Annotated in this window: 16 protein-coding genes and 1 pseudogene; 10 read left to right on the top strand and 7 right to left on the bottom strand. The window is 70.7% G+C overall.

Annotation, left to right across the window (positions count from 1 at the left end):
• Positions 1-190 precede the first annotated feature (190 nt).
• The 4 genes from ACZ5TL_RS31255 to ACZ5TL_RS31240 all read left to right on the top strand — a co-directional run bounded on the left by ACZ5TL_RS31255 (position 191) and on the right by ACZ5TL_RS31240 (position 5,871).
• Positions 191-1,408: an RsbRD N-terminal domain-containing protein gene (locus ACZ5TL_RS31255; RefSeq protein ID WP_468594032.1), complete on the top strand. Its 1,218-nt coding sequence runs from the start codon at positions 191-193 to the stop codon at positions 1,406-1,408.
• 611 nt (positions 1,409-2,019) lie between these two features.
• Entirely contained in the window at positions 2,020-2,688 is a 669-nt protein-coding gene (locus tag ACZ5TL_RS31250; protein ID WP_468594031.1) for a haloacid dehalogenase type II, read from the top strand.
• Between the two features lie 58 nt (positions 2,689-2,746).
• The gene (locus tag ACZ5TL_RS31245; RefSeq protein WP_468594029.1) at positions 2,747-4,039 is read left to right on the top strand and encodes an NAD(P)/FAD-dependent oxidoreductase; all 1,293 of its coding nucleotides are present in this window, start codon (positions 2,747-2,749) and stop codon (positions 4,037-4,039) included.
• 338 nt (positions 4,040-4,377) lie between these two features.
• Positions 4,378-5,871 (top strand): hypothetical protein, encoded by a 1,494-nt coding sequence (locus ACZ5TL_RS31240; protein WP_468594027.1) that lies wholly within the window; start codon positions 4,378-4,380, stop codon positions 5,869-5,871.
• 13 nt (positions 5,872-5,884) lie between these two features.
• Here ACZ5TL_RS31240 and ACZ5TL_RS31235 read toward each other — a convergent pair whose 3' ends face one another.
• Both ACZ5TL_RS31235 and ACZ5TL_RS31230 read right to left on the bottom strand, forming a co-directional pair.
• Positions 5,885-6,253, bottom strand: a complete 369-nt coding sequence (locus ACZ5TL_RS31235; protein ID WP_468594094.1) for a PIN domain-containing protein — start codon at positions 6,251-6,253, stop codon at positions 5,885-5,887.
• A gap of 8 nt (positions 6,254-6,261) precedes the next feature.
• Positions 6,262-6,519 carry a hypothetical protein gene (locus tag ACZ5TL_RS31230; RefSeq protein WP_381424306.1) on the bottom strand — a complete coding sequence of 86 codons (258 nt, stop codon included), beginning with the start codon at positions 6,517-6,519 and terminating at the stop codon, positions 6,262-6,264.
• 490 nt (positions 6,520-7,009) lie between these two features.
• Between ACZ5TL_RS31230 and ACZ5TL_RS31225 the strand changes: the two genes are divergently transcribed.
• The 4 genes from ACZ5TL_RS31225 to ACZ5TL_RS31210 all read left to right on the top strand — a co-directional run bounded on the left by ACZ5TL_RS31225 (position 7,010) and on the right by ACZ5TL_RS31210 (position 12,310).
• Positions 7,010-7,945 carry a hypothetical protein gene (locus ACZ5TL_RS31225; RefSeq protein ID WP_468594025.1) on the top strand — a complete coding sequence of 312 codons (936 nt, stop codon included), beginning with the start codon at positions 7,010-7,012 and terminating at the stop codon, positions 7,943-7,945.
• Between the two features lie 369 nt (positions 7,946-8,314).
• Entirely contained in the window at positions 8,315-9,613 is a 1,299-nt protein-coding gene (locus tag ACZ5TL_RS31220) for a hypothetical protein (protein WP_468594024.1), read from the top strand.
• Positions 9,614-9,939: 326 nt separating this feature from the next.
• A complete protein-coding gene (locus ACZ5TL_RS31215) occupies positions 9,940-11,469 on the top strand; it encodes a hypothetical protein (RefSeq protein ID WP_468594023.1) in 1,530 nt (509 codons plus the stop codon).
• Between the two features lie 169 nt (positions 11,470-11,638).
• Positions 11,639-12,310, top strand: coding sequence for a hypothetical protein (locus tag ACZ5TL_RS31210; protein WP_468594022.1), 672 nt, complete (start codon positions 11,639-11,641; stop codon positions 12,308-12,310).
• 202 nt (positions 12,311-12,512) lie between these two features.
• On the opposite strand, the gene ACZ5TL_RS31205 is transcribed toward ACZ5TL_RS31210, so the two are convergent.
• The 3 genes and pseudogenes from ACZ5TL_RS31205 to ACZ5TL_RS31195 all read right to left on the bottom strand — a co-directional run bounded on the left by ACZ5TL_RS31205 (position 12,513) and on the right by ACZ5TL_RS31195 (position 13,637).
• Entirely contained in the window at positions 12,513-12,920 is a 408-nt protein-coding gene (locus ACZ5TL_RS31205; protein ID WP_468594098.1) for a hypothetical protein, read from the bottom strand.
• 72 nt (positions 12,921-12,992) lie between these two features.
• A pseudogene (locus ACZ5TL_RS31200) lies at positions 12,993-13,124 on the bottom strand (zinc finger domain-containing protein); the annotation flags it as partial.
• A gap of 231 nt (positions 13,125-13,355) precedes the next feature.
• Positions 13,356-13,637 carry a hypothetical protein gene (locus tag ACZ5TL_RS31195; RefSeq protein WP_468594021.1) on the bottom strand — a complete coding sequence of 94 codons (282 nt, stop codon included), beginning with the start codon at positions 13,635-13,637 and terminating at the stop codon, positions 13,356-13,358.
• 159 nt (positions 13,638-13,796) lie between these two features.
• On the opposite strand from ACZ5TL_RS31195, the gene ACZ5TL_RS31190 reads away from it, so the two are divergent.
• On the top strand, positions 13,797-14,372 hold the full coding sequence (locus ACZ5TL_RS31190) for a hypothetical protein (RefSeq protein WP_468594020.1): 576 nt from the start codon (positions 13,797-13,799) through the stop codon (positions 14,370-14,372).
• A gap of 223 nt (positions 14,373-14,595) precedes the next feature.
• Positions 14,596-16,143 (top strand): hypothetical protein, encoded by a 1,548-nt coding sequence (locus ACZ5TL_RS31185; protein ID WP_468594019.1) that lies wholly within the window; start codon positions 14,596-14,598, stop codon positions 16,141-16,143.
• 232 nt (positions 16,144-16,375) lie between these two features.
• Here ACZ5TL_RS31185 and ACZ5TL_RS31180 read toward each other — a convergent pair whose 3' ends face one another.
• Both ACZ5TL_RS31180 and ACZ5TL_RS31175 read right to left on the bottom strand, forming a co-directional pair.
• Positions 16,376-17,194, bottom strand: coding sequence for a DciA family protein (locus ACZ5TL_RS31180; RefSeq protein WP_468594018.1), 819 nt, complete (start codon positions 17,192-17,194; stop codon positions 16,376-16,378).
• The gene (locus ACZ5TL_RS31175; protein ID WP_468594017.1) at positions 17,194-17,925 is read right to left on the bottom strand and encodes a hypothetical protein; all 732 of its coding nucleotides are present in this window, start codon (positions 17,923-17,925) and stop codon (positions 17,194-17,196) included. The genes ACZ5TL_RS31180 and ACZ5TL_RS31175 overlap by 1 nt, the downstream gene beginning before the upstream one ends.
• Positions 17,926-18,101 lie beyond the last annotated feature (176 nt).

The following is an 18,101-nucleotide window of genomic DNA, read 5'->3' as shown; positions in this document are numbered from 1 at the left end:
CCCGAGGTGATGCGTCAGTGAAACACCGCGGAGAATCCGGCAACAAGGGACGCGAGGTCGCGACATCGACCCAGTATTTTGTGCCTGTGCACAATTTCTGTCAGGGAGCCCCACCGGCACGTCAGCGGCATTTCCCGGAGACGGCCCCGTATCCGTCCGGTGACGGCTGTCGTCGTGAGAGGCGGTCCTCGTGAGCGGCCCGGGACGCCGTCAGGGTGGAACCCGCCACGACGCCGTGCAGGCGATCGCGCGCCAACTCCTCGAGGAACGACTCGACGAACTGACCTCTCGTGCTCTCGAACAGCTGGAAGCCGAGGAGGCCGCCTACGCGTCGGCGGACTGGGACCCGGTCCAGAAACGGGAGGGGATGCGACGAACCCTCGAACTCGCCCTGACCCGGCTGGCCGGCGGTCCCGTGCCCCGGACGGTCTCGCGCGCCACCGAGGACGTGGGACGCGAGCGAGCGGAACAGGCGTTTCCCCTGACCGCTCTGATGCACTCCTTCCAGCTGGACCTCAGGACCCTGTGGGAGGCCGTGCTCGCGGAGGGGCGAGCACGTGGCATCAGCGCCGATCCCGACTTCCTCGACGGGTTGATCCGCGTCTGGGAGGCGACGGACGCCAACAGCGTCGAGGTCGTCGACGCCTACCGCCGCACCGAGCGCGACCTGGCGAGCCGTCGTACGGAGGTGCGCAACCGCGCCTTCGGTCGCCTCGTCCTGGAAGGCGAGCAGGATCCCTCCACGGTCGCCGAGGCCTCGACGTTGCTGGGCTTCTCCGAGCACGTCGCCCTGACCGTGGTCGTGGTCGAATCCGTTCCCACCGGGGACCCGGCTCTGTCCCAGGTCGACGATGCGCTGCGCCGGGGCGGCCTGCTGCGTCACTTCGGATGGATGGGCGACGAGCTCCTCGGCATCATCCGTCACGGACGGTGCGATCAAGAGACCACGCTTGCCATGCTCCGGCCGTTCGCTCCGTGGCGCTGCGGCGTAGCGGAAGTCCCCGGGCTGGCGCTGACGGCACGGGGCATCCGGTTCGCACGGGCCGCGATCCGCAGCTCCGCGCAGCCTGGAGTGCGGCACGTGGAGGGCCACTGGGTCGGGGCGATCATGTCGGCGCAGGAGGAGCTCACCGGCGCGATGGCCACCGGCGTGCTGCGCCCACTCCTCGAGCTGCGCGACCGCGACAGCATCGTCGAGACCCTGCGCTGGTACCTCGACCTGGGCTCGGTCGCCGAGGTGGCCGCACGCACCTACCGTCACCGGAACACGGTGGGCAATCGCCTGCAGGCCGCGGAAGAGGCGACCGGGCTGAAGCTGTCCAGACCGAACGACGCCGCCCGGCTGGCCCTCGCCCTGGCTTGGCTGGAGACGGACGCGGGCGCCCGTTTCCGGGCGACGGTGTCCTGATCCACCGATCGCTGGACGGGTTGTGGCAACCGGCCGGGGACCGCGAGAGCCGGAGCCGCAGCGCCGCGGTCAGAGGCCACATGCCCTTCATGAGGACGGCAGTCTTGGCGGCCGACAGCCCGGTCACGCCGCCGGGCGGCACAGCGCGAAGCGGCGGCAGTTCGTGCCGGAGCCGCTCGCGGTGCCTCTCAGAGACTCAGCCGGTTCGGGCGGGAACCGCACCAGGTTCCTGACAGGAAATTGTGCACAGGCACAAAATACTGGGTCGATGTCGCGACCTCGCGTCCCTTGTTGCCGGATTCTCCGCGGTGTTTCACTGACGCATCACCTCGGGTTGGGGAAAGGCTCATCGCACTCGGAGCAGTAATGGTGCTGCCGCCGACTACCTGATCAGCATTCACCGTCCCCGGCCCTGTCCGGGGGCTCGTCCTCCAGCGGCGGCCCCTCGGGCACCCCCTCAAGTCCCCTGCCCCCTGAACAGGTCGCCGCCAACCCCGCGGCAGCCTCCTGAACCCCGATGCGGCGGACCTGGCCGCACTCGACGAGATCGTGACTCCCGATGACTCCCGGTGAACAGGGTGTCCGATACGCCCGGAAAGAGGTTGAACACCATGCGTCAGATCGTCACCTTCGATGCCTACGGCACCCTGGTCGACTTCCAGCTCGGCCCCACCACCCTGAAGCTCCTGGCCGACCGGCTGGACCTGGACGGCCTGAACGTCGACGAGTTCCTCGACGACTTCCGCGTCATGCGGTTCCAGGCCGTCCTGGAGGCCTACCGCCCCTTCCGCGAGGCACTGCCCTCCAGCCTGGAGGCAGCCATGCGTCTGCACGGCCTGGAGTACCGGAAGTCCGACGGCGAGGCCCTGGTCGCGGCCGTGCCCACCTTCGGCCCCCACCCCGAGGTCCCGGCCGCCCTGCGGGCGCTGAAGTCCCGGTACGAGATCGCCATCATCTCCAACACGGACGACGACCTCATCGCCCAGAACCTGGCCAACATCGGCGTCGAGTTCGACCATGTCATCACCGCCCAGCAGGCCGGCGCCTACAAGCCGTCCCGGCAGACCTTCGAGTACGCCTTCCAGACCATGGACATCGACCCCGCCCAGGTCATCCACGTCGCCCAGGGCTGGGAGTACGACCTCATCCCCACACGCGACCTCGGCCTCGCTCGCCGCGTGTGGATCAACCGCTACGAATTCCACAGCGGCAGCGCCGACTACCAGCCCTACGACGAGCTGCCCGACCTGTCCGGCCTGCCGGCCCTGCTCGGCTGCTGACCCCACGGCGACACGGCGACACGGCGACACGGGATAGAGAACGCAAAGGACGCACGCCATGAAGCAGATCCCCTACTGGCTCGACACCGCTCCCGCACTGCCCGACCGGTCCGGAAAGGACCTGCCGGACGAGGCCGACGTGGTGGTCATCGGCGGCGGCCTCACCGGACTGTCCACCGCTTACCACGCCGCCCGCAAGGGCGCCCGGGTCGTCCTCGTCGAGAAGGACAAGGTCGGCTCGGGAGCCTCCGGACGCAACGGCAGCCACTGCAACCCCGGCATCACCATCAGCCCGGCCGAGGCCCGCAAGCGCTACGGGATGGAGCGCGCCCGCGAGATCTACGATGCGTTCCGCGATGCGGTGGACCTCGTCGAGGAGCTCGCGGTCAGGGAGAAGATCGACTGCGACTTCCACCGTGCCGGGCGCCTCGGCGTCGCCTTCAAACCCCAGCACTTCGACGCCATGCGGGCCAAGCAGCGCGATCTGGCCGAGAACTTCGGCCACGACATGGTATTGCTGACCAAGAGTGAACTGCGCGCCGAACTCGGCTCCGACTACTACCACGGCGCGCTGCTCGACCCGCTCGGCGCGGCCCTGCATGTGGGCAAGTTCGTCCATGGCCTGGCCGAGGCCGCGGAACACGCCGGTGCGGAGATCCACGAACGGAACGCCGCCACGGGCCTGACAAGGACCCCTGGCGGCGGCTTCCTCGTCGAGACCATGCACGGCACCATCCGCGCCAAGCAGGTCATGGCGGCCACCGACGCCTACACCGACAAGGCGCTGCCCTGGTTCCGGAAGCGGTTGATCAACGTCGGCAGCTTCATCATCGTCACCGAACCGCTCGGCGAGGCGCGCGCTCGCGACATCATTCCCAACGGGCGCCTGGTGGTCGACTCCAAGAACGTCGGCCACTACATCCGCCTCACCCCCGACAACCGCCTCGCCTTCGGTGGCCGGGCCCGCTTCGCGCCTTCCAACCCGGCCTCCGACGTGAAGAGCGGGGACGTCCTGAAGCGGGAGATGACGGAGATCTTCCCGCAACTGGCGGGCGTCCGGGTCGACTACGTCTGGGGCGGCATGGTCGGCTTCTCCTGGGACCGCCTCCCGCACGCGGGTGAGGCACAGGGGGCCAAGGGCCTGTACTACTCCATGGGGTACTGCGGCCATGGAGTCCAGATGGCCACCTACATGGGCCGGGCGGTCGCCGAGATGATGGACGGCAAGCCGGAGGCCAACCCCCTGCGTGACCTTGGCTTCCCCAAGGTTCCCGTCCCCTTTTACAACGGCACCGCCTGGTTCCTGCCCTTCGGCGGGGCGTACTACAAGGCCAAGGACCGGCTGCGCTGACCAACAGCGATTCACCGGAAGGGCCAGTGGCGGGGTCCGCCCGCCACTGGCCCTCGCCATGTCGTTTGACCACACCCCATCCAGCGTCGGCGACATTAGAGCAGCTGGCGTGAGAGGGGACGGACTTTGCTCGTCATGAACACCTACGTGACGCATCATCACAGGTCAGGGCCGACCGGAACACTCGGAGAGTCGGTAAAGGCGACTTCTCACCCGAGGACTGCGACGACTATCTCGCCCGCCGGCTCTCCCGCGATGGCCAGCCGCTCATCAGCGGTGAGATCCGCCAGGCCATCACCGGCCGATCCCACGGCCTGCCCCTGTACCTCGACCTGTCGGTGCTTCGCTTCCTGGAGATCCGCCGCACCCACGAGCCGGTCCCGTCCGACTTCGACCACGACTTCGGCGCCCTGATCGCTCGCACCCTGTCCGACCTCACCCCCGACGAACGGCACGTCCTGCGGTCGGTGTCCTTGCTGGACGCCTTCGACCTCACCCTCGCCACCGCCGCGTCCGGCCTGCCGCACCAGGCACCGGTCCAGCGGCTGATCGAGCGGCCGTTCGTCCGCGAGAACGTCTTCGGGCTCTGGCCCTACCACCTGCACGGTCTGATCCGCTCCACCATCCGCAGCGCCGACGACGCCACCGACGACCGCTGGACGGATGGCGACTGGCAGCAGGCCGCCGAGCGCGCCCTGGCGGCCCTCGGCAATCAGTGGACCGGCGGCGGCACCACCGGCCAGGGCCGGATGCTGCTGATCGGCTGCCTGCGCCAGGGCCTCACCCTGGCCCGGGACTTCGGCCTCGAGCTGGGCTGGCTCGCCGACGCCGCCTGGGCCTACGTCAGCGACTCCGTGTGGGAGCCCATCGCCTCGCCCGCCCGGCCGGGCAGCGACGGCCTGGAGACGTCGGCCGACGCTCTCGTCGAACTCCTCGCCGCCCTCGCCCGCCGCCAGCACGAGCACCGCTCCGCCACCGCCTCCCGCCTCGCCGCCGTCACCGGCAGCCACCTGCTCCCCGCCGACCTGCACGAGATGGGCGTCTACTACCTCGCCAAGGCCCACCGCGACCTCGGCGACTCCGCCGCCTCCCGCCACGGGATGCAGCTCGTCGCCGAGGGCGGCGGCCGCCTCGCCCCCGCCGCCCGCCGCGGACTTGCCCACCTCTCCCGCCTCGCCGGCGACTTCCCCACCGCGTACGACACCGCCCGTACCCTCGGCTGGGCCGGCCGCCAGCACCGCGTCGAAGGGGACATCCTCTGGCCCCACGGGGACATGGACCGCGCGGCCGCCGCCTACGCCGCCGCCCGCGACCAGGCCGAGCAGCACGGCGTTGCCGGGGAACGCGCCACCAGCCAAGCCCAGCGCGCCCTGGTTCTGGCCTTCACCGACCCCGACACCGCGGACGACGAGCTCCACCTCGCCGAGCAGCTCCTCACCGGCCTGGACCTGCGCGCCACCAGCCTCACCGTGCGGATTGCCGCGCTCGTTCGCGACGCCGGCACTCTGCGCGGCCTCGAACCTGCCCGCGACCTGCGCGCCGAGACCCGCGACGCCGGCATCACCGCGGCCGAAGCCGTCCTGGAGCTGACGCTCGCCTTCCACCACGCCGTCCTCGGCGAGCAGGACAAGGTCCGTGCCGTCATCGACCGCCTGCGCGAACTCGCCCGGACCGGTGACTACGCCTACTACGCCGACATCGCCCACTACATGGGAGGCCTGCCCCTGCCCGGCCCGGCCTCCGCGCACTGGCTCGACGGGGCCGACGCCGTTCGTACCCGCTGGCATCGCCTCGTTCAGACCCGCCGGGCGCGCCTTGGCGCCGGCGGGTAGTCCGGCTTCGGAGTCAGGGTGTCAGGTCGAGGACGCGGACCGGCTCACCGATCCACCGGTCGGGGGCGGTGGTGGCGATGATCGCCCCGTCGGGGCGGTCCGGCGTCGGCTGGGCTGCGTACTGGCAGTGTGCCGCCGCCCAGGTGTCGTGCTGGGCCACGGCCAGAGCGGCCGGGAGGCCCAGGTCGAGCACGGTGATGCCCGGCAGCGCGGCCAGGTGCTCCGCCGTGCCCGGCCGGGCACGGTCGGCTTCGACGAGCGCGCACGCGGGGGCGTACAGGTACCAGCCGGCCTGGGCGTGGGCGCGGTGGATGAGGCGGGAAGCGAGAACGTTGCCCTGGCCAGCCGCGGCCATCGCGGTGTCGTCCAGGACGATGTGCATGGCGTCGCTCACCGGGCGGCCGCCTGGGCCAGGCGGCGGTCCAGCTCGCTGTCGAGGTCCTGCTCCTCAGCGCGGGTGGGCGCGTAGCCGTTCCACTCCTTCAGCGCGGCCCGGGCCTGCTCTGCCCGCGCGGCACGCTCGTCCGGGGTGAGGAGGGTTTCGGCGAGGCGGGCCAGGTAGGCGCGCAGCGACATGCCCTCCGCCGCAGCTATGGCGGCGAGCCGGTCGCGGGCTTCCTCAGGAATGCGGACATTGGCGTCAGGCATCATCGGGCTCCCTCCACATGATCAGGGTACGGGTACGTACCCGTACCCATGCTATCTGTGGGTCGAATTCAGTCACGAGCCTGTTGTGTGGCTGGAACCAGTGCAATGCTGCCACCAGCGGTGATCCCCGATCTGGGGGCCGCCGCCCTGGCTCACCCAGGTCACCTTGGCGCGGGCCGCGCCGTCCCTCCCGGCCCTCCCCACGGGAGGGCCGACGCCTGTCCACGTCCGTTGTGGCGGGACCGGCCAGGTAGGACGGCGTTGACTGCTTCACCCGATCGAAGCGTCAGCCGCTGCGCCTCCTTGCTCCTCAGCCGCGCTCCGGATGTCATCAGCGCGGGCAGCGTGAACGCCCGGCCGCGCGATGGAAGAAGCCCCCGCAGCTCCCTCGCCGAGGACCGGCCAGAAGCATCACCCGCGCACGACACCGTCAGCACCACCTCAACAAAGCGCTCACCGTCGGGGGCCGGTCCGGCGCGGAAAAGCAGCTATGCCTCCTCAGGCCGCCCTGGCCCTCACCGAAGACCGCCGCCGCTGCACCGGCGAATCCCACCAAGCCCTCAGCGCACTCCTCGAGGACGACGGTCAGCCGCTCCCCGTCCCCGCAGCCCGCCGCCCGGAGCAGGCGCTGCTGGAGACCGCGGTCTTCCTCGCCTGCTGCAAGATCGGTGGTCTCTCCGAACACCCCCTGGGCATCGTCCAAGTCCGGCCAGATGAGGACCAGCTCGCCCTCCGGCTCACCAACGAGCCATACGTGGCCTACTACTGGGCCGAGTTCCTCCTCCCCCGGCTGAACGACTACGACGAATTCTCGAGTCCCCAGGACCGGATTATCGGCGTGCCCGGCCTCCGCTACCGCAGAGAGAGGGGCGGCATTTGCCTGTACCGCCCCGGCATGCCCGCCAGCATCCTGCTCACCGGCTTCAACCCCCACTGGTGGGATCGCGTCGTCAACCGCCTCGCCCCCGACTACGACCTGCTGCAGCCCAAGCCGGACTGGACACCCGAGGAACGCGCCGCCTACGCCGCAGCCACCGCCGCGCCCTACGATCCGCCCTCGATCTACTCACCCCTGCTCCGCCGCATCCGGGCGACCGCCGGGCCAGGCCCGATCAACAGCACCGATGCCTGGCACGCCGTAGGCGGCGAAGGCGGCGCCGTACGGCTGGAGACCACCGACGGCCCGCCGTGCCCCGACCTCATCCGGCTCCTGGGCGACGGCCCCACCGGGCTCGGCTGGGAAGTCGAGCACAAACGATGCACCTGCCTGTGCGATCACACCCACGCAGACATCGGATGCAACATCGACTTCCGCGAGCCCACCACCGGACGATCCGTGTACTACTCCAACGCCAAATGGGGCCGCACCCTCGATGACCGGCGCCGCGAGAGGATCACGGAACTGAACCGCACGGCCTTCGCCTGACCCCAGCCGGAACTACCTGACGGAGCCCACGACACTCACACGTCCTCAGTTCGCAGTGCGGCGTTCGTCATCCAAGTGAGCCATGGCGTATCCGAGCTCGTCGGGATGACGGGCCAGGCGGGCCATCACCCACTGGCCTTCCTGCGGGAGGCCGGCGGACGTCCGGAGTTTCCCCACAGGCCAAGCGACGGATACGGGGCGGCCCCGGCCAAGTCAGCCGCCCTATCAACTGGTCGCCCCGATCGGTTTCGGCCTGAACAACAGGCGCTCTTAGGTCAGTTGATCCGATCTCCCCGCGCGGCTTGACCCACCCGGGGCAGCATACGCAACGAACTGGAATGACTACTCAATGCGACGAAATGGGGGATGATGGCCCGCCATCCGAATCCGGATCTCACCAACACCCTGACGATGCTCCACACCGCCGTCGTGCACACCGACAAGAACATCCGGGACGCGCTCGACAAGAGCGTCGAGAAACTGGAGACGGCCGGCCGGGCCGCGCACGAGAAGACGACCAAGGAGGTCGTCGACGAGCTCGGCAGGATGCGCTCGAACTTCCGCGACGTCTACAACAAGCTGAACTCCAACGGAGACGCGCTCAACAGCGCGGTCCACGACGTCGTCGCCCAGCTGCGCGCCGAGCTGCGGGAGGTCCGCGTCGTGCTCGCGGATCTCACCGCGCCTGCACCGCCCCCACTCACCACCCCGCCCTCGCCCGCATCGGCCGAGCAGGAGGCATCCGGCGCCGAGGGTGCCCACCCTGACCTGGCTGCCGCACCCGTCACCACCCTCACCGCGCCGGACGGCCACCCGGACGACAGTGCCCTCCAGCCCGCGATCCCCGCGCAGCGCTCCGCCGAACAGGAGCCGGACTCCTCGCCCAGCCCAGAGCTGCCGGTCGACGTCGTCCGCCAGGCCGTCCGTGAGGTCCTCGCCGAGGAACTCGCCCCGGTGCTCACCGCGCTCACCACACCGGTCAGCGCCGATGACGGCCCGGCCGGCGGCCATCAGGATGTCTCGGTCCGAGTACGCGAAGCGGTCGGAGAGATCAAAGAGGAGGTCGGTACCGCGCTGGCTGAAGCCCAGTCCGCACTCGCCTCACTGCGGCAGGAGATCGCGGACTTGCACGCCGCCGTGGAGGAGCTGCGGCCGCAGCCGGACACTGCTGCCGAACCCGTGCTCGCCGAAGTGAGTCCGGAACATAGGGACCTGCTGAAGACCGCGGCCCGCGTCTCCTCGGCGAGTCTGCTGTGTCACCGTGACATCTGGGAGTTCGTCACCGCCCACGCGGGGCGTCACCCGCACTTCCGCGTACCACCGCAGGTCGCCGGTGAGGGAGAAGAACGGATCCGCGCCGCTCTGTCCGGCCGCTCCTTGATCGCCCTGCTGATCAGCCTGCACTCCATCAAGCACACCGCCAGCGACGGCGACGGCGACCAGGAGCTCGCGGCAACGCTGTACGAGCGGATCGAGGAGAGCCTGACCGACCTCACCCCCAGCGGTCAGCCGGTCACCATCACCCTCGACGACCGCACCGCTCCCGGCGCCCCGACAGCCGAGAGCCGCGACGAGGCCGACGACGAGCCAGAGACCCCTGACACCCCGCAAGCGTCCACGGAGCAGGACACGGACCCAAGGGAGGAGGCCGGCCCCTCTACCCCGTGAGCGACCTCGGCTGGCACCCGTCGCTCCGGCCGGGCGCCAGCCGCCTCGCGCACCAGCGGGTTGTCCTTCGTCTGCAGGCGCTGTCGGCAGTGGTCGACAGACGCCACCGCCGGCAGCATCGGCCCACCAGCCGTGCTTCAGCGGCTCCGGTGTTGTCAGTGGCGGGGGATACCGTCAGTCAGTTAGGCGCCCGGCGTGTGGCCGGGGGCCGACCGGAGGCGGATCTCGTCTCCAGTACGGCTGGAGGTTGCATGGCCCTGGACAAACGCCGAGTGCAGACCGCAGTGATCGGCCACGCCGATTCCGAGCTCCCTGTGGTCCTTCCGATGGAAGCGATAGAGCTCGACGACTTCCGGGCCCGCCACGCCGGCCAGACCTACTGGTGCGGGACGTGGCTGGGCGGGTGCGGCCACCAGCTCTTCACCAAGCTGTACACCGACCGCGCCTGCCACTTCGCTCACGGGCCCGATCCCGAGCACACCTCCACCTGCGCCCGCAAGGCATCCGGGGTCTCCAGCGCGGACCACCTGTACATCAAGCACGGACTGTTGGACTGGCTGGCGGGGCAGGACATCACCGCCACCGCCACCATCGCGCGCGACGCGGACGGCTCGATCGGCCGGGACGTGCTCTTCTCCCCCGGCGGACACGACACCCTTCGGGTGCTGCTCTCCGAGTCGCCCGGCTCTTCCGTAACGGGGGAAGAGGACCCCGCTCGGCTGGTGCTCGGTCCGGAGATGACGCCGGATCCGGACGTGCTGCTGCGGCAGGGCTACGTCAACCGCATCCAGCTCGTCCCCGACGGCACGCGCCGCCGGATCCAGGTCGGCACCGAACGCCATGGCGGGACCACCGACTGGTTCGACCTGGAGGAGGTGGAGCTCACCGACTCGGGGCTCACCACCCCCGCGGTCGAAGAAATCCGCCGGCTGCGCACCACGCGGCGGCCCATCGGCGTATGGGCGCCCAAGGCGCCGCCGCCACAGAGCCGGCCGGCCGTGCGGGCCGTCAGCGACGAGGCGCACGGCATCCCGTCGCAGGACCGTGACGCCGTCATGGCGGCCCTCGAGCAGGCGGTCAGTGACGGGCGCAGCCGCACGGAGATCCGCCGCTGGCTGAACCGGGCGGAGGAGGTGACGCACGGCGGAGCCACCGCCGAAGAAAATGACCTGATCAGGGCTGCTGCCGACGCGCTGCTGAGGCTGGAGCGCGCCGTCGGCGTGCCGACGCCGCGGGAACCGACCTTCCAAGAGCGCAAGGCCCTGGAGAAGGTTGAGCGGCTGCTGCGCGTGCTCGCGCAGCACAAGGCGCACGGCATGGCGGTCACGCTCCGCCAGCGCAACCAGCTCGCGCAGGCCGCGGAGCAGGCTTCGGCCTGGCTCACCGACGAACAACGCGCCCAGGTGCAGCAGTGGCAGAACGATCCGGAGCCCGCACCCGCGCCGCGCGCCCCTCAGCCGCCGCGTGGCCGCTCGCCGCGCCTCCCGGCCTCCCGCCCGGAGCCGTTCGACGGGGCCGGCCTGGCCGACGCCGTACGCGACGTTCTGGAGCACGCAGCCCGACTGGGTAAGACCGTGCCCTTCACCGAGCTGTGTGCCCAGGTCAAGGGACTGGGCGAGCTGACGGAATCCGATCATGTGCAGGTGCTGCGCCGGGTCAGGCCCACCGCGCGCGCCCGCAGCGCGAAACCGCAGCGTCCGGCCCTGCTCACCGCCCTGATCACTGCGGAGGACGGGACCATGCACCCGGTCTACCGGCAGCTCGCGGACCACGCTGGCCACCACCTGCCCCAGCAGGCCGATAGCGCCTGGACCGAGACGGTCAAGATCCTCCACGACCGCTACCGCACCCCGTAGCGGCCCGACCCGCCGCACGGAGGCCGATGCAGCACGAAGGCCACCCGGGTAGTCCGGGTGGCCTTCGCTGTGAGGTCTGAACCCTGGGGGTATGGCCTGCCCACTTTCGAGGGCTACCAGGGACGATTCCAGGGTCTTCGCCGCCTAGTGTACCTACGATTGCCCCACCATGCACAGCACGCCGCCCACCAGCATCGAGACGCCCGACGACAAGGCGGTCATCGAGCTGATCAGCCCCGACCGGCTCAACCCCTACCTGACCGCGTGCGCCGGCGACTCTGCCGCCGCGCTCGCGCTGTACCGGTGGAACAGCGACCTCGCCGCGGCGTTCTTCGAACCGCTCGGCCACCTGGAGATCATGCTGCGCAACGCGCTCGACGCCCGGCTCGTTGCCCGCCAGCAGCGCCGGGGCCGCACCATCGAGTGGTACGACGACAGGCAGATCCCCCTCAGCGGCAAGGCCCGCGGCGATATCGCCCAGGCCCAGGAGCGCGCCGGGCGCGGCGGTGGTGTGGCCATCCCGCGGGGGAAGGTCATCGCGGAGCTGAGCTTCGGCTTCTGGCGCTTCCTGCTGGCCCGCCAGTACAAGACCAAGCTGTGGCCCGACCTGGCCGGCGCCTTCCCCCACGCCCCCAACCGTGCCCTGGCCACGGTGGAGGATCCGGTCAAGCGGCTGCACAAGTTTCGCAACCGGATCGCCCACCACGAAGGGATCTGGCACCTGCCGCTCGAAGCCCGCCGCGACGACATCCTGGCCGTTCTCGGGTTCATAGCGCCGGCCGCCGCGGCCTGGGTCGACGATGCCTCCCGTATCGACGACGTCCTCGCCCGCCGCCCATGAGCCTGGCCAGTGCGCTCTGGATGCGCTGCAGGACCATCCTGCTCACCTCGGCCGCGGTGACCTGTCACTTCCGGGGTGTCACGGTGACCCGTCTTCAGCGAAAGGGAAGGCGCTCATGCCCCGTTCAGGAGCATCGTCACGCGCGGGTGCCGGGGCACGGGCCTGTGGACCGGAAATCCGACACACCGGGCTGTGATCGCTATCAGTCTTCCGGATGGGGTACGGGCGGGCCGGGCCAGCTGGCCTTGGCGGCGTTCCACTGCATGAGGAGCCGGGGGTCCAGCTCACGGCGCCCGATGATGTGGATGGCGTTGTGGTCGATCTCGATCGCGCACATGTCGTCCGGGTCCGTGCGACGGATGAAACCGCGCGCGGCGACCCGGTCGATGGCCTCGAGGATTTCCTGGGCGGTGAGGAAGTCGATCGGCATGAGCATCAGCCCGAGGATGAAGTTGCTGAGCTTGGGCCCGTCCGGGCGGAGCATGCCGGCCTCTGCCAGTGCCAGCCACAGCAGGGCGGCGCTCTCATTGGGGTAGCCGGACAGGTCCTCCAAGACACTGGGGTGCCAGGAGACGACCGGGGTGTCCGCCGTGTGCGGATCCCATTCCATGAACACGCGGTCCGTCTCGGACGGCAGGAGGCGGTGCGGTGGAAGAGGCTCCAGAGACCGGCGGGCGACAAAGATGCGGTCGCTGTGCAGCTGATGGCGCCCGGCCCGGTCAGGCGCACACTTCTGCCCGGGCAGAGCACGGCACTTGGGGCAGGTGCGCTCTCGGGCTCGTTCACGTACGGCTGGCGGCACGGCTCGGCTCATCTTGCCCCTTTCGAACGACCAGGCGGCCCGCTACGGCAACGAAGGAATTGCTGCAGAGGACGCGGTAGCAGGCGAAGTCACACAGTCGGACCACCGATCGGCGGCCAGGACTCGGTTATGGGGTGGGGGCGCACCGCTCGCAGCGGCGGTAGTGGCGGCCGCACTTGGGGCCGGTGTTCCCTTCCATCCACGCTCGGGTCTCCTCGGCCGTCATGACCTGGAGGGTGTGCCTCATGCGGCGAGGGCGACGATCCCGGCCTCGGTGGGCTCGACCATGTCACCGCGCTCCCCGTTGGCCGGGACGACGACGCGGACAAGGCCCTGCTGCCAAAGCTGAACAGAGACGCGGTGCCACTCGATCTGGCGCAGCATCCACTCTTCGTGGCCGGGATGATGCTCGTTCATACCCGGTGCAGGCGGACTCAGCTCGTGGAAAAAGTCGGACATCACTACCGGCTCACGAGACTTGGCGATCAGCATCAGCAGTGCGCGTTCATCGGTGCTCAAGGCCATGCGCTCAGGCTAGAGCGGTCGCCGAACGTACCCAGCTCATCTGAAGTTGCGCGTGTCGTTGGCCATGCCGACCTTCACCGCTGCGATGTCCACGGCAGTGGCTGGGCTGTCCGTGTAGTGCGCGAGAACCGGCGGTGTTCCTGCGGAGTTACGCAGGACATGGCACGTAAACGCAATGATCTTGCGCAGCGGCGGGCCCGAGAGGCCGCGCGCCGGGCTGCGGCCGCCGAACGGATCGGTCCGCGGCCCAAGCACACCCCGCGTCCACGTAAGCCGGTATCGCTGTACGACCTCGAACCGCCCGGCGCTTTCTACCGTGAGTGGGCCCGGCCGACCGTTCCCCAGGGCATGAAGGGTGTCCGCCCGATCGATGTGGTCGAGGCCCATTTCGGCCCTGACTCCGGCGAGGCCGACACGATGAGGACTCTCCTGCAGTACGCAGAGATCTACGGCAAGCAGATCCCCGTGGACGCAGCGCGGCATCTGGAGACACTGGCACGCCTGTCCGGCATGGCCGCCGATGCGGCCGCTGCTCAGAACATCACCGAGGATGAAGCCGTTGAATCGCTGCACTCCCTGCATTCCCAAGGGCTTTTGCTCGTTGACGATGACGGTTCGGTGTGGCTGACGGTCCCACCCGGCACGCCGTACTCAGCGCCCGACGGCGGGTGGGCGTTCGTCGAGAAGCGCATGGAAGCACCGAAGGAGGCTGTTGCCGCCCTGAACTCCCACTGACGCCACGTCACCGCTGCGGTGCCCGGCTCGACCGGTGGGACGCGGCGCCGCAGTTGACGCCTCGCGTGGCGTCGCGGCGTAAACCGACAGCCCTCACTGAGGGCGAGTTCACCAGCCATCGCCCCTGTGCCGCATACGGTGGCCTCGCCGCACGCACACACCCGCTCGGCACGGCGGCAAGCGGCGGCAAGCATCGCAGACACGGGACGGGAGGAAGACCGGGATGACGCAGGCCGCGGTGAGCGAGCTGGATGAACGGGTGCCGGGGCGCCGATGGACGGTGCGTCTGGACGCCGCCGGCCGAGGCACTGCGGCGGTACGCATCTCGTGCAGCCGCCCCGCCTGTGCCGGACAGCGTCTTCCGTCCGCGGCCGCTGGCCGGGCGGCCGCGGTCGCCCACCTCAAGGCCCACCTGCGTGCCGCCCCCGCCCCCAAGGCCGGGGCGTACTGCGCGTGCAGGGCAGACGGCTGCCACACGCACCTGCCGGACACCGGCGGGCGCGCGCGTTCCGAACCCTGGCGGTGCGGCGGCCCGGTCGTCCTGGCCGTGATCACAGACCGGGAAGGACGGTGGTGGCAGGCCATGGAGTGCTGCTCGCGGTGCGCGGCCGCCACCCCCGGAGCCAAGACTGCGGCCACCTCCCAGGCGCCCGGGCCACACACCACCGACCCCCCGACCCCCGCAACGGTCACAGCCACGGGCGCGGGCGCGCCGCAGTTCTCCGACCACCAGGTCCCCGCCGGCCCGCTCCCGGCTCCCCGCTCGGCACCCGTACGCCGCCCACCACAGGTGAAGATCGCCCAGCGCGTCATCCCCCACGACCTGCGGCCCGTGGCCTTGCGGGACGAACTCATCGAACTCGGTGACCTCTTCCGCGCCTACCAGCAGCACACCGAGCCTGACCTGGCGTTGCTCGCCGACCTCCAGGAGCGCAAAGCACGGGCCTTCACCACCTGGGCCGATGTCAGCGGCATCGTGAGCCTGCGGCTGGAGGCTCGGCGCGCCGAGCAGGCCGCCATTGCCGCCCGCTTCCAGCACCAGCAGCGCACTGGTCTGACCCCGAGCAGCACCGAGCCTGCCGGCAACGGTCCGGCCGTGGCTCGCCTGCTGACCGTGCCGACGCAATGGGACCACGCGCGCTCCGTCCTCGCGCACGTGGCCGACCACACCCCGCTGCCCGGCCGGGACGCAGGGCTGCTGGTGCTGATGCTGACCCTGCGCACCGCGCACACCGGCACCGGCAACCTCGTCGGCCAGGACGTCACCGCGCTGGGCCTGACCGACCCGGAGGACCTGGTCGAGAAGCTGACCGGCTGCGGCTGGCTCACCCTGCCCGGCACTGCCGGCGACCTGCTCGCCTCCCGGCCGGAGAACCCCACCCCGATCACGGTCCCCTCCCTGGCACGCCACGAGGACGGGACGGGTCCGTTCACGTTCGGCAAGAAGATGCGGACCAAGCTCTCCGGCTGGGCCCAGAAGGTCGTCTCGGACAAGAAGCTCCGCAAGGCCAAGGCCGCCGCCGGCACCCGGCTGCTCGCCCTGACGCTGGCCACCCAGACCGACGCCTCGGGGACCCTCGGTCCCGGCGGTCAGGGCATCGCCTTGAACGCTCTCACAGCCTGGGCCCCTGTCGATTCCGGCGAGCTGCAGCACCTGGTCGACCAGCTGACCGCAGCGGACTGGCTCACCAATACAGCCCTCACCGATGCCCAGCTCACCGGGCAACTGACCGAACGCGTCCTCCCGCTCACCTGTCCCCTCCGGACTTGAGGTACAGCACCCGTCCGAGTGAACCGATGACGGTGTCGTCCGTTTCGATGGCCTCCATCGGCAGCATGGCTCCTCCGACTCCGCAGTACTCAGCACCGCCGTCTGGATCCGCCGCCTGTCAGCTTGCACAAATGCTTCCGTCGCGTCTCGCCGATCGTGCCAACTCATCGTGTCACCACGGGCGTTCACCAGCCAGAGGGACGGCCCCGTACGTCCGTCTCCGTTCTGCTGGTCATGCCGTTCTACCCAACGACTGAGGCCCGTTCTTATGGGGCAGCGTTCCGGCCTTTTCGGCGCGGGCCCGGCGCAGCGCGGCGGCCTCGGTCGCCGCGGCCTGGCGGCGACGCTGAAGGCGAACCTGCTCGATCAGGGCCGGCGCGTCATCCGGGACGACGTCGGGCTCGGGGAACGCGCGCCGGGACAGCTCCCGCATCGCCCTGGTCTGCCGTTCCACCGCCTCTGCGATGGCCGGGTCCACACGGGAGGGCCGGGCCGCCTCCTGGTGCGCGGCGAGCGCACGGTGGTAGCCAGGCGAGGCGGTCTCCCGGGTGCGCACCGGCCCGGCAGACACCCCGACGGGCTGCAGGTCGGTGTCGGCCGGGCCGGACACCGGGACCGTGCCGGGCGCGAGGATCCGCAGGGCGCGGACGACCGTGCGGCCCGCCGACTCGTTGGCGGCCGCGATGATCCGGGTCTGCTCCAGGCGGACCTTGGTTGCCCAGGCTGACGACTCCGGGCACACGGTGAGCCGGCCGGAGTCGGCGTCGTACCCGACCGCGGCGACGTGCCCGGCGAGCTCGGGGGCGATGGCCGCCCACCGATCCCGCAGCGTCGCGCCAGCGGCCGGGAGCTCCCAGGCCCGCTCGGTCACCAGGGCGTCGATCGCGGCCCCGAGCCCCATCGGCTCGCGCCCGTCTCGCCGGGTCACCCGGGTCGTGCGCGGCTTGGGCTGCATCGTGCGGCCGCCGCCGTTCTTCTGCGCTGCCACCTTGGCAGCGCGCAGTGCGACGCGGGCCAGGTCGACGCCACTGAGCTGCGGGTTCTCGGTCATCAGGCGACCTCCCCGGCCAGCTCCTGGACGCGGTGGATCCCGCAGACGCTGCGCGACGGCAGGGGCTTCCGCCCGCACGGCACATCTCCGTCCCGGCCCGAGCAGGTCTCCTGCCCGGCCGGGGCGGTCTGCGCGGGCACGGCGGCGGCGCCCAGCACAGCGGCCTCCTCCCGGCAGAGCTTGCACAGGCCGTCCTCGAGGGCGCGGCCGATCACGACGATCCGGGCACCGCAGTCCCCGCAGGACCCGCGCGGCGGACCCTCTACCTCGCGCTGCACCGGGACCGGGGCCGGCGTCGGGTTACGGGCCGCGTCGTCCAGCACGCAGTCGACGCAGCGGCCGCCCGGGCCGGGACGGGTGCCGTGCTCGGGACACAGGCCCTGCTCGATGCGCTGGGCACGTCGCCGGGCCGCGGCCTTGTCCTGGACGATCTCGGCACACACCTCGCAGTCCTTGCCGGTCGACCACAGCACGCCGGCCTCGCAGTCCTGGTAGCCGCAGCCCCAGCGCGGCAGGGCCACACCCAGCAGCCACCGGCCCGGGTCACGGATCTCCGAGAGCATCACCTTGGCGAACCGGGCGGTCAGCCGGTGCTGCAGGCGCTCGGCGTCGGTGCCCTCACGCAGCTGGCGGCCCACCTCACGAGCGATCTGCCGGGCGACGAAGTCGCTGGTCACCCGCTCCAGCAGCAGGTGCACCGGCTCCAGCACGGCGTAGATCTGCGGGCTCATCGCCAACTGCGGTCCGTCGTACGACGACCGCGCCGACCCGACGCCCCTGCTGCTGCGCTTTTCCGTTTCCGGCTTCGAGGGGGAGGGCTGGCTGTTTCCACCCGCGCGAAGCGCGAGACCACCGCCAGCCTCCGTACGCGCAGCAGCGTCAGTCGGGTTTTCCACAGCCCCAGCGC

This window comes from Streptomyces sp. NPDC033136 (genome assembly GCF_055578235.1).
Note: the sequence above shows the minus strand (reverse complement) of the source record. Positions and strands in the feature narration are given on the sequence as shown.